This window comes from Acidaminococcus intestini DSM 21505 (assembly GCF_000425045.1).
Classification (GTDB): Bacteria; Bacillota; Negativicutes; order Acidaminococcales; family Acidaminococcaceae; genus Acidaminococcus; species Acidaminococcus intestini.
In genome coordinates, this window is the sequence record NZ_AULA01000043.1 from 1 (window position 1) to 11,570 (window position 11,570).

General features: G+C 49.5%; 10 protein-coding genes and 1 tRNA gene. 5 read left to right on the forward strand and 6 right to left on the reverse strand.

Annotated features, from left to right (window positions below):
* On the forward strand, positions 1-278 hold a 278-nt coding region (locus H503_RS0110400; RefSeq protein WP_026385724.1), incomplete at its 5' end, for an IS3 family transposase.
* 954 nt (positions 279-1,232) lie between these two features.
* On the opposite strand, the gene H503_RS0110405 is transcribed toward H503_RS0110400, so the two are convergent.
* The 6 genes from H503_RS0110405 to H503_RS0110430 all read right to left on the reverse strand — a co-directional run bounded on the left by H503_RS0110405 (position 1,233) and on the right by H503_RS0110430 (position 8,436).
* Complete coding sequence (locus tag H503_RS0110405) at positions 1,233-2,114, reverse strand: DMT family transporter (protein WP_009015826.1); 882 nt, start codon at positions 2,112-2,114, stop codon at positions 1,233-1,235.
* 16 nt (positions 2,115-2,130) lie between these two features.
* Positions 2,131-4,401 carry a DEAD/DEAH box helicase gene (locus H503_RS0110410; protein ID WP_009015827.1) on the reverse strand — a complete coding sequence of 757 codons (2,271 nt, stop codon included), beginning with the start codon at positions 4,399-4,401 and terminating at the stop codon, positions 2,131-2,133.
* Between the two features lie 37 nt (positions 4,402-4,438).
* Positions 4,439-5,746, reverse strand: a complete 1,308-nt coding sequence (locus H503_RS0110415) for an ATP-binding protein (RefSeq protein WP_009015828.1) — start codon at positions 5,744-5,746, stop codon at positions 4,439-4,441.
* Positions 5,743-7,320: a TerB N-terminal domain-containing protein gene (locus H503_RS0110420; RefSeq protein ID WP_009015829.1), complete on the reverse strand. Its 1,578-nt coding sequence runs from the start codon at positions 7,318-7,320 to the stop codon at positions 5,743-5,745. The genes H503_RS0110415 and H503_RS0110420 overlap by 4 nt, the downstream gene beginning before the upstream one ends.
* Before the next feature lie 260 nt (positions 7,321-7,580).
* A complete protein-coding gene (locus H503_RS0110425; RefSeq protein WP_009015830.1) occupies positions 7,581-8,123 on the reverse strand; it encodes a nitroreductase family protein in 543 nt (180 codons plus the stop codon).
* A gap of 224 nt (positions 8,124-8,347) precedes the next feature.
* Positions 8,348-8,436 (reverse strand) — tRNA-Ser (locus H503_RS0110430).
* A 147-nt stretch (positions 8,437-8,583) separates the two neighbouring features.
* Here H503_RS0110430 and hydE point away from each other — a divergent pair.
* The 4 genes from hydE to H503_RS12610 all read left to right on the forward strand — a co-directional run.
* Complete coding sequence (gene hydE, locus H503_RS0110435) at positions 8,584-9,642, forward strand: [FeFe] hydrogenase H-cluster radical SAM maturase HydE (protein ID WP_009015831.1); 1,059 nt, start codon at positions 8,584-8,586, stop codon at positions 9,640-9,642.
* Between the two features lie 232 nt (positions 9,643-9,874).
* Positions 9,875-10,282, forward strand: a complete 408-nt coding sequence (locus H503_RS0110440; protein WP_009015832.1) for a hypothetical protein — start codon at positions 9,875-9,877, stop codon at positions 10,280-10,282.
* Positions 10,279-11,022 carry a DNA/RNA non-specific endonuclease gene (locus tag H503_RS0110445; RefSeq protein ID WP_009015833.1) on the forward strand — a complete coding sequence of 248 codons (744 nt, stop codon included), beginning with the start codon at positions 10,279-10,281 and terminating at the stop codon, positions 11,020-11,022. Before H503_RS0110440 ends, H503_RS0110445 begins: the two co-directional genes overlap by 4 nt.
* Before the next feature lie 334 nt (positions 11,023-11,356).
* Positions 11,357-11,570: transposase family protein (locus H503_RS12610; RefSeq protein WP_026385725.1), on the forward strand; the 214-nt coding region annotated here is incomplete at its 3' end.

Below are 11,570 nucleotides of genomic sequence, written 5' to 3' on the forward strand. Positions count from 1 at the left end.
ATCAGCATGAATATTACAGAAGTGAATTGAAAAAGCATGGAATTATACAGTCAATGTCGCGTAAGGGCAACTGCTATGACAACAGTATTATGGAGACCTTTTTTGGTCGGATGAAAAATGAAATGTATTACGGAAGCGAAAAAGAATACACCTCGTTCAAGGTATTTGCTAAAGCAGTGAAAGAATACATTCATTATTTCAACAAGGAAAGGATTCAGAAAAAAACAAAATGGATGCCTCCCGAAATATATCGGGAAACATCCACTAATGCCATTTAACTAATTTATATGCGTCCAGTTTTTGGGGTACACATCAAAGAGCGGGGGTGTTTTTTTAAGATAAAAAGCTCGTTCAAAGACGACTCACCGAAACGCCCTGATAGGACGCTTGCTTTCCCCTTTATAAAAAACTGCAGATTGGGAATTGATCGGTGAAAAACAGTAAGGCATAAGACCCGTAAGGTATGATTCCAAAAGTAACCCCTGCCCCGAACGCAGTCACTGGTTCGGGACAGGGCTCTTCGTTTTTATTTGGGTTCTGAAAAAAAAGATCTTTTTATAGAAAGATAACAATAGCATCCGGAACAATCCGCTTTCGCGATTTCCCTTTGAGATCGACTCGTAGTGTCGATTCGCCTTTACCTAGGCAAAACACGGAGACAAAAGATTATAACCCAAAAGATCGTGAGAAATAACCCCAAACGAATATAAACAAGGATCCCGTTTAGGGTTCTTAACGTTTATGTGAGTTCTGAAAAAAGGATTGTCTTTTGAAAATATAGAAACCACGATAGTGCTTGGAACGACCCGTGTTCGTATTTTCCCTTTGTACTCGATGCGCAACATCGATCCGCTTTTGCAAAGGAGGGGACCGAAACCGGTAAATTTCTACAAGCATTTATCATGATCATTTCCCGATTTTGGTGGTGGATGAGAAGCAAAGCGCCGTTTCCCTGCAAACGGTAGTGAGGAACCTTCGCCCGGAGTTTCGAAGGACGCTTTTGATGCGTCATCGTAAGTCCGAGAAAAATGTTTGAGAGCAAATCATTTCGGACCCCTTCCCCCGCAAGGGGGCGGTTTAGGTCCGCGCCTCATCCCGTATTATTACTCGGAGCAAAAATCGATCCGATTCGAAGCAAGTACTTCCTACTATGCTTGATTCTTTATTTTATGGATGCAATGGAGGCACAGTATTCTGGAATTTGAGCCCGATTTTTGCGCTCCCCCATCAATCTATTTCAAACTCAGCATCACCACCGTCCCTACAATACACACAACGCCCAAATAGTCCGGCAGGGCAAGGAAGGTTCCTAAAAAGGCGACAGAAAACAAGACGGAACAAAGAGGTTCACTGCAGCTGATGAGAGATGCCTTGACGGGGCCAATGACCTTGAGGCCGTTAAAGTACATGAGAAATGGCACAACCGTCCCAAAGACAATGATATAGCCCATGGCTCCTATGCTAAAAAACGTCCAGCTTTCCACCCCGGAATGAAAGGGATTGCATAAAGGAAGAAGGATGAATCCTGAAAGGAGCTGCCCCCACCCCATCAGGTAAGGACTGCTGTATTCTTTAAGGATATGCGCTGGCGCCACCGTGTAAAGGGTCATGGCAATGGCAGACAAAATGGACCAAAAAAGAGCAGCCGGCGAAATGACAAGGCTAGTCGGGTTGCCATGGGTGGAAACAAGAAAGACACCCATAAGAGCCGTAAAGATTCCCACGGCTTCCTTTTTTTCCACAGGTCGATGCTGCATCAGCACTTGCTGGAGCACGACAAAGACAGGCGCTGTGTAAATGAGGACCGTTGCTGTAGGAGCGTTTGAGAGCTTGATGGCATAATAAAAACCATACTGGGACCCCAGAAGGCCCAAGGTAAAAAAGAGCATTTTCCAAAGGGTTTGCCGCTGAGCGCGAAAAATAGCAAATAGCGGTTCCTTTCCCCTTTGGACTATTACCATCATGTACATGAGACCGGCAAGGATCTGCCGCACAGCAATCAGCCAAGTCGAATCAATCTGCGTGTGTTCAAACAGATACTGGCCGCACACGCCAGAGATGCCCCACATGCCTGTCGATAAAAGGACAATGAGGGTTCCCATGGTTTGGGTCATTTTTTTCTCCTATTTTTCATGATGGTGCCCCGTCAACCAGTTCCGCCGGCCTTGCCTTTTCTGCTGAAAGGCTGCGGCAAAAGTCCTTGACTTCATCCATGCGGAGCACGCCGTAGGCAAATCCTTTCTTTACAAGTTCCTCGGGCAAATATTCATCATATTTATCAAATAAAGGGACCTCGTTTGGGTACACCAGATCCATCGGATTATTGAGCTTTTCCCCCTCTTCCCGCAGGACGGCATAAAAGGTAGGCGCATCCGCTTCCATGGTAAACTGCATGAAAAAGGGCCGGAAGGGGTCCAAATTCTTTAGGCCAAGCTTATCTCCGCATTTAAGGCGCAGGAAACGCTCCATGGCAAGAAATCCATAGGTCCCAAGCCAGGGAATGAAGCACCACATCTTGCCGCCCAAAAAAATCAGATTCTCATCAGCAGCACCGCTTTGGGTTGCCGTGCAGCGCGCCTGCGTAAGGCGGCTGACAGCATTTTTCATGAGATAGGGATAAAGGGTATCTTCCCGCAGGACCTGGCGCATCCGTTTCAGGACCTTTGTATGAAGGTCACCTGGGCATTCACCAAAGTAAGCCGGTACTTTGCCCTTTACCATTTCACAGTAGATCAGATGCCGTTTGCGGTCTACTTCAAGGACGCGCCATACATGGCCGGCTAGGGCAATCTTTTCACCCGGCGGCGGGGGTGCAACAACCGTACCCAGTTCCTGGGATTCGCTGCGGACAGTATATTCCTCGCTTTCCTGAAAGACGCCATAGAACTTAAAGGAATTGATGACCCGCTCCCCCGCAAGACCGACAATGAGGCCGCCTTTTTCCGTCAACTGGATGTGGTCCGTTTGGATAAGATGATGCAGGAGGACGCGGTAGTCATCAGGGGTGATGCGGTGAAAATAATTGAGTGTCAGTACGCGGGAGGCAAGCTCAGCAGGGCTCATCTCCCCGCAGGAAGCAAGGACACTCATGGTCTGGTGATAAAGAAGGCTGAAAGGCAGCCGGTCAAGCCGCGGCGGTTCCACCCAGCGCTCTTCCAGGTAAAGCTGGATTAAGGCACAGGCTTGAAGGAGCTTCCAAGGGATGGTCGCTGGCAGCAGGGCCCGGATTTCCGGTTCGTCTTCCCTGATGACATACCACATTTCCTGCGGCAGGGCGCGCCGTCCCGTGCGTCCCATACGCTGCAGGAAGCTCGAGACCGTCCAGGGCGCGTCGATTTGGAAGGCTCGTTCCAGACGACCAATGTCGATTCCTAGTTCAAGGGTCGACGTCGTAACCGTCGTTAAGGGTTTGCTTTCATCCTTCATAAGCATTTCCGCCGTTTCCCGGTAACTTGCGCTGAGATTTCCGTGGTGGATCAGGAAGCGGTCCGCCTCATGGTTCAGTTCGCAGTATTGGCGCAGGCTTGTCGTCACTCCTTCACACTCTTCGCGGGAATTGACAAAAACAAGGCACTTCTTTCCCCGCGTATGTTCAAAAATGTAACCAAGACCGGGATCCGCCTCACGAGGAGCCGTATCGGTCTTTTCATCGAGAACGGGCAGGGCTTTGATATCGGTCCGCCCTTCCCCGGCCTGGGTATCCTTGACATAAAAATGCTCAAGGGAAAGACGCCAGCGGCTTCCTTTTGACTGTATACGGGGAATGATGGTGCGCCGCCCCGTGCCGAGGGACAAAAAAGCCCCTGTTCGTTCAGGGTCCCCCATCGTAGCTGACAGCCCAATGCGGCGGGGATTGACGCCAGCAAGGCGGCTGACTCGCTCGATAAGGCACAAGGTCTGTCCGCCCCTGTCACCGCGCAGCAGGGAATGGACCTCATCAATGACAACAAAGCGCAAATCCCCAAAGAGCCTAGGAACGGCCATATGCTTATGAAGCAGAATGGCTTCCAGGGATTCCGGGGTCAACTGCAGGATGCCCGACGGATGGCGCATGAGCTTTGCTTTGTGAGACTGGGAAACATCACCATGCCAGTGCCAGATAGGGATATTCCCATCGGAACAAAGGTCTGTCAGGCGCTGGAATTGATCATTGATGAGGGCTTTTAACGGTCCGATGTAGATACAGCCCACAGACTTGGGCGGATTGGCATCAAAAAGGCTCAGGATGGGAAAAAAGGCGGCTTCCGTCTTGCCTGACGCCGTCGATGCCGTGAGGAGCAGGTTATCATCGGTATGGAAGATGGCGTCCCCTGCGGCCACTTGGATGGGGCGCAGTTCGTCCCAGCCATTTCGATAGATGAAATCCTGCACAAAAGGAGCATATTCATCAAAAATAGACAAAATCAGGATCCTTTCCTGTCAACAAACAGCAACCGAGTCAAAGCGTAAATTCGGCGAACTTTCCGTCGGGCGTTTCCTCACTTTTGGCATAGACAAACTCACCGCTTTGGAGGAAATCACCGATTGTCTTATCCGGGTGCTGGTAGACAAGATCAAGGAGCTCGATAAAATCACGGATGATTTCCCGGGGCGTAATATGCGAATCGGCCCCGACGCGGGCAAATTCCTGACGAATGAAAGAAATGCGGTCTTCCTGGGTCACTTTATTGTCATATTCATAGAGCAAGCCGTGGATCTCCGTCAGTTTTTCCGTCAAGATGAGCAGTTCTTCCGGCGTCAGGGGCTGAAGGTAGATCACGGGTGCCAGCAGGTCTTTGTAGTCACCGCTGAAATGCCCTGCCGCCAAGCGAGAACGCAGCGCTTCATAGCTATAGACGCCGCGGCGCGGATCTTCCATGCATTGAGGCGTACCGCTGAGAATGATGCCTAGGTAGTGGGCCTTTCCCTGCATGGTATCGTTGAACATGGTAAGGATCTTCTCATAGTTATATTGACGGGAAATGGCATTGGGAATCTTATAGATATTGACCAGTTCATCGATCAGGATAAAAAAGCCGGCATAACCAGCCTGTTTCAGGAAATAGGCAAAGATTTTAAGGTATTCATACCAGTCATCATCGGTGATGATGATATTGACGCCGAGTTCTTTCCTGGCCTCTGTCTTTGTCTCGTATTCCCCGCGGAACCATTTGATGACAAGGGCCTTTTGGGCATCATCACCGCTGCGGTAGGCCTCGTAGTAAAGACTCAGGAGACGGGCAAAATCAAAACCGTGGACCATGTCCCCCAGGGAATATAGGACCTTGCGGATCTTTTTTTCCACAGCGTCAATAAGGGCCCCATCCCCCATGGCAAGGCCGGTTTCTTCCATGGTCAGGGCCTGGACACGGTCAATCCAGCGGTCGAGGATGAGCGTAAGGGCACCCCCTTCGGGGCGGGTCTTGGTCGACATGTTGCGCACGAGTTCACGGTACGTGGCAAGCCCCTGCCCATGGGTTCCTTGAAGCCGCCGTTCCGGTGACAGGTCCCCATCCACCACGACAAAGTTCTTTTCAAGGATATAGTTGCGTATGGTTTGGAGCAGGAAGCTTTTGCCGCTTCCGTAGCGCCCTACGACAAAACGGAAGGAGGCGCCGCCTTCTTCAATCACGGAGACATCGTGGAGCAGCGCGTCAATCTCGTTCTTACGCCCCACAGTAATATAAGGCAGGCCAATGCGGGGCACGACACCGCCCTTTAAGGAACTGATGAGGGTCCGGGCAATTCTTTTTGGGATTTTGATCACAGTAGGACTCCTTTCAGGTCATCGACGTAATCGGCAAGGATCATCGGCCCTCCGTCATCAGCAAGGACCGTATCCATAAATTCATCATAAAGTTTCTCGTTGACCCGGTCAATCATGAGGGAAACCATCATGCCAGGAGGAAGCGTTTCCTTATAGGATGCATGCGTAAGCAGTGCCCTAAGAAAAGCGGCTTCCGCCTCCGTAAGGCCATAGGGAAGTGCCTTCTTTTCCACCACGGGCACTCTGTGAGGGGGCGGTATCTGGGCTGTACTTTTTTCTTTTTCCAAGAAGGCGAGCTGAGGTCCTTGCTCAGAGGCCTTTTCAGCAACCCGCGTCAAAGCGGGTTCCTTTCTTTCTTCCTTGGACAACTCCCGAAGGCTTTCTTCCCGCGTTTCCTCTTCTGTCATGAGCTTATCCCGCGTTTGTGCGGCATCCTTGCGGATTAAGCCCAATTTACTCAAATCGAAGGACACTTCCTGCCGTGCCTTACGTGCGGCTTCTTCCTGAAAATGGGCCACAATGGCATCCACACTTTTCACCAACCATTTAGGCGGCGTTTCAAGCGGCTGGAGGGGCGGCTCTTCCATGAGCTTTCGATAATGGACTTCGGCCATGCGCAGATAGGATCCCAGTCTCCGCCTATGCTTATTATCCGCCGTTCGGTACCATAGGGTCCAGATTTCCCCATCAGTCTTTACATATGCATACTGATCGAATCGATAAATCAGTTTTTTTCGTTCCCGCCGTTCAGGAAGAAAATAAGCCGTTTCAAAAAGGTCGAGCCAACGATAGGTTTCACTGGCAAGGCACGTATCCATGAATCCCATCTGTCGATGGTCCTTGAAATAGGCCACAATCTTTTGGTAGATCAGGGCAATGAAGCGTTCATAATGCAGAGGATCTTTATGATAGAGAAGGGATTTCTTAAGGTTGTAATTGGAATGTCTAGAAAGGACCTCAACGGTCTCATGATGATGAAGGACTAGGTCTTCCGTTTCCAGATACGTAAGGTCCTTACCAAGGGCCATGAGACTCTGCACGACGGGCGGGAGTTTTTCGGGCGTCACCCCATAATAGACCATGAAATGAAAAAGCCACTCATTCAGGCGCATAATAAGGGTCGGTTCCTTCGGCCCATAGTCGTCCCGCAGCTTTAGGAGCCGTTCGTATCCCTCCTCCGGCGATTTGACACCAATAAGATTGATCAGTTCATTGGCATAAAGGATGTAAAAGGTGAGGTTTGATGGTTCCACCTGTCCCCGACGAACCCGCGTACGCCAGCCAAAGTAGCCCCGTAGCTCGCTGTCACTGAGCGCCGAATAAGATGGATAATAGTGAAGGCAGGGGCCAGTGTGAACCGTTTCATCGCTATAGTTTTCCGCGGCTTTTCCCTGTAGGACAAAAAGTTCGGAAGGGCTATACTTGTTGCGTGCCTGCCATTGGTATTCCCGAAGCTTTTGCAGTGCGGCAGGAAGCGGTTCCTGCCACTTCCTGCGCCTGATGCTTTCCCGGCCATATTCCACATCGGGCAGATGGAGCAGCTTCCGCAGCTCATCAATGGTCCTGGACCCCATTGTCACCCCTCCTATCCTAAACATGTATTCACTTTCATTATAGTGCAAGTTGGTGAAAAAGCAATGCTTTGTCCTTCATTTTACCAAAGAAAGGAAGGTCGATACAACTTGACTTTCAAAAATCTCGTGGGAAGGGACAAAAGGCGACAAAAAAACAAGACCTGCAGCGCCCATTCCATACGTACAGATCCTGTCGCTTGTCCATGTCTATGCGTTGCGTCCCTTTTTTACGGCTGCCCAAACAGCAAGAGGAAATGGCCCTACTCCCACTTGCCCCAATGAACCCGGAAAGGTCTCACGTCAGCCAATTTTCTTGGACGAATGGGATGGAGCGGATATCCCAAGGAAAGGATGGCTTCAACCTCAAGCCCATCCGGAAAATGGAGCAGTTCCTGCAGATCCTTATTCGACGTAAGGGGATTTCCATCAGAGCCTATTTTTTCGGAGACCATATGCCTTACCTGCACCCAACAGCTGCCAATTCCCAGTTCCCGGGCCTCAAGCATCATCGCGAGCATAGCAAGGGACGCGTCTTCCACCCAAGCATGGGATTCAAGGCGCCCCAATACAACGACAGCCGCCGTCGCTTGTGTAAGCATTTCCCCAAAGCGAGGCTTGCAGCGGGCCATTTGGGAAATGAGGCTCCGGTCCTCGACGACTAAAAATTCTGTACTGTGAAGGTTCTTGCTGCTCGGCGTCATGAGTCCGGCGGCAACAATCTGTTGGAGCTTATTGCGCTCGATGGGTTCTTCCGTATACTGACGCACGCTGCGGCGGGCCGATAAAAGATCAAAAAAGTTCATGGGAAATTTCTCCTTTCGGACAGTCCATAGGGGTGAATCAAAAGAGGATGTTTTTAGGGGCAGCTGGTGCGCAATTGGTGCGCAAGCTTTGCTTGATGGTACGGACTCATGTAAACATATGTGGAAATGATAAAAGACTGAAACACCGCACCAGTCCTTCTTCAAAGACTCATGCGGTGTTATTTGAATTTATGCGGAAAGCGTCCGCATATCTCATTTTTAATTGGCGGAGAGGGTGGGATTCGAACCCACGGTCCCTCGCAGGATCGCCAGTTTTCAAGACTGGTGCCTTAAACCACTCGGCCACCTCTCCATAACAAATGAAGTATATCGGAATGGAACGCACTTGTCAAGATGGGGCATTTTTTCATACCCATCTAGTAACAAGCCGCGCAATATAGTATAATAGGAATGTTAAGTAGACGGTAGTGACCGAATAAAGGGAAGTTGAGGAATTGTCATGGATGTTGTCGACCTGCTCATGCAGCGTTCGTCCCTTGCGGATGAACAATATTTGGAGCTTCTGCGCTCCCAGGATCCTTCGCTGCGCAATAAGCTTTTTGCGGCCGCGCAGGAAGCGGTGAATTATCTGTTTCATCGCCGGGTCTATATGCAGGGCGTTCTGGAGTTCACCAATCACTGCCCGCGAAACTGCTTTTATTGTGACCTCCGAGAAGAAAACAGGGATAAAAAAAGATTCCGTCTCAATTCAGAGGAAATCCGCGGCGCCCTGAAAGAAGGGTATGAACTCGGTCTGCGCTCATTCATCCTGGAATCAGGAGAAGATCATTACTATACAGATATTATCATGGGCAACCTCATCTCAACGCTCAAAGGGGAGTTTCCGGACTGTGCGCTGGGCCTTTCCATTGGTGAGCGAAGCCGCCTATCTTACAGCCGAATGAAAAAATCCGGTGCCGATCGGTATCTCCTGCGTTTTGAAACGGCAGATCCCCTGCACTTTTCAAGACTCCATCCCCCGTCGAATTCCCTATCAACCAAAATAGACTGCCTAAACGACCTTAAGCTCCTTGGCTATGAGCTTGATACAGGATTCCTTGTCGGGGCTCCTTATGAGATGGCGGAGTATCTTGCCCGTGACCTTACCATGCTCCAGGAAATCAATCCCGATACAATCAGCCTATCTCCTTTTGTTCCAAGGGAAGGAACGAGTTTCCGTCATCAGCTGCCGTGTAACCTGGAAACCTTCCTGCGCCTCACGGCCATCCTGCGCGTGATGTTCCCTAAGGCCAATATCGCCGCCTCTCCCCTTGTTAACAGCATCCATGTCCAAGGACAAGTCATGGCGATTTACTCCGGGGCCAATGTACTTCGTGTCCCCCTCTTCCCGCCGCCCGTGCCTGGCGTCACAAGGCGCAGTGGAGGTGTTTCCCTCCTGCGCCGTCTCCAGTCCCTTTATGCGAGCCTTTCTAGCCATAACTATGAAATGGTCGTAGACCGCGGCGACTCCCTCAGGTTTCTGGAACGCCATCCTAAAGCACCTGCTCAAAAAAACTAATTGGACTTCATTTCAATGGAGTCAGCCCGTCTTTGATTGTTCAAAGACGGGCTCATTTTATAAAACAAACGTTTTCTATCGCTCACGATACCTAAGCTCCAGCCAAAGACTCTTTTCACTATCCAAATAATCTTTTCCCTGCTTCTTCTTTTTTAAGAAAACAGGCATTCGCAGCAAGGATTTTGTTATAATAGACAAAGTACCCAACTTTGCGGAAAGGAACGATGTTACAATGATTCTCATCACATGTGTCGACGATGCAGGCGGCCTGCTCTTTAACAACCGCCGTCAAAGTCAGGACCGGATCCTCAGGAAGGAAATCCTTGCCCAGGTATCGGGTCAAAAACTTTGGATGGACGCCTATACGGCAGCCCTCTTTGAAGGAGAAAATGCTTCTATCGAAGTGGCTGAAGATTTTCTTCAAAAAGCAGGTCCTAAGGAATATGCCCTTCTTGAAGACCGGGAAGCGGCCCCTTACCTGGACCGGATTGAAAAAATTGTGCTCTATCACTGGAACCGGTCCTATCCAGGTGATTTTTTCTTTGATATCGATGTAACAAAGGCCTGGCACTGCGTCTTTACAAGGAGTTTTGCCGGTTCTTCCCATGACAAGATTACAGAAGAGGTATACGAAAAATGAAAAAACTCATGAACTTCGCGGCATCCCTTTTACTTTCCCTCTCACTCATGGCAGCAGGCTGCGGCCAGTCCAAGGAAGCAGCATCCAGAAAGAGTGCGCCCGCCGCGGCGCCCGTCGCCACCCAAAAGGTATCAGCGGCACAAACCTCCTTTGATTTAGCAAGCATTCCTGATTTTTCCGGCAAACCTTATGTTGTCATCAATGACAATGTGCCGAGCTTTTCCGATAAGGACAAGGCTTCCACCAGTTCCTTTGAACACTACAGCAAGCTCGACAGTCTAGGGCGCTGCGGCGCAGCCTTTGCCAACGTAAGCCGTTCTACCATGCCGACTAAAAAACGAGGCGCCATCGGAAACATCAAACCCTCAGGCTGGCATACAGTCAAATATGAAGGCATTGACGGCAAATATCTATACAACCGCTGCCACTTGATTGGGTATCAGCTGACGGCAGAAAACGCCAATCCGCGCAATCTCATTACTGGGACACGATATCTTAACGTAACAGGGATGCTGCCCTTTGAAAACATGGTAGCCGACTATGTCAAAGAAACCAATCACCATGTACTCTATCGGGTCACCCCCATTTTTAAGGAGCGGGAACTTGTGGCGCGGGGTGTTCAGATGGAAGCCTACAGTGTCGAAGATAAAGGTGCTGGAGTCCAGTTCAATGTTTATGTATATAACAACCAGCCTGGAATCTCCATCAATTACGAGACCGGTCGGAGCAAAAAAGCATGAGGCTGCGTCGAAGCAAAAAATGCTCCGATTGAGAGAGCTGTAAGTTTAAAAGAAGAGAGCCAAACCCAGAATCACAATAATACCGCCACGTCCCGCCTTTTTCTTTTTCCTTTGTACTCGATGCGCAGCATCGAACCTATGGCGTCAATATCAAGAAACAATGAAAAATGGTCTGCAGTCACATACAGTGATTGCAGACCATTTTAGGTTCTATAATAAATGTTGGGGTGAGGAAATATTCTTTCCTCACCCCATTTTTGCATAAAAAAGTGGACATAGACGGCATCCACTCTTACAATTAAATCGCCAAACCTAAATGAAAGGAAGATGGCCTATGTCCACATTTGATTATATAGCAAATTCCTTGAATGTCAAAGGTAACGTAATAAAAAAATGCATCCACAGTGAGCAACAAATTGAATTTATTATGGAACTGAATCGAGCTGTTGTCCAATGCCCTAATTGTCATGCGAAGACCGATAGAATCAAGGATTACCGTTGGCAAAGGATTGCTATCGGATCCATTTTGCACCAACAGGCTTTTGTCC

Excerpts from the sequence above, each read along its gene's own strand:
- hydE (WP_009015831.1), top strand. The coding sequence starts at position 8,584 with ATGGATGTTGTCGACCTGCTCATGCAGCGTTCGTCCCTTGCGGATGAA.
- H503_RS0110425 (WP_009015830.1), bottom strand. The coding sequence starts at position 8,123 with ATGAACTTTTTTGATCTTTTATCGGCCCGCCGCAGCGTGCGTCAGTAT.
- H503_RS0110420 (WP_009015829.1), bottom strand. The coding sequence starts at position 7,320 with ATGGGGTCCAGGACCATTGATGAGCTGCGGAAGCTGCTCCATCTGCCC.
- H503_RS0110405 (WP_009015826.1), bottom strand. The coding sequence starts at position 2,114 with ATGACCCAAACCATGGGAACCCTCATTGTCCTTTTATCGACAGGCATG.
- H503_RS0110445 (WP_009015833.1), top strand. The coding sequence starts at position 10,279 with ATGAAAAAACTCATGAACTTCGCGGCATCCCTTTTACTTTCCCTCTCA.
- H503_RS0110440 (WP_009015832.1), top strand. The coding sequence starts at position 9,875 with ATGATTCTCATCACATGTGTCGACGATGCAGGCGGCCTGCTCTTTAAC.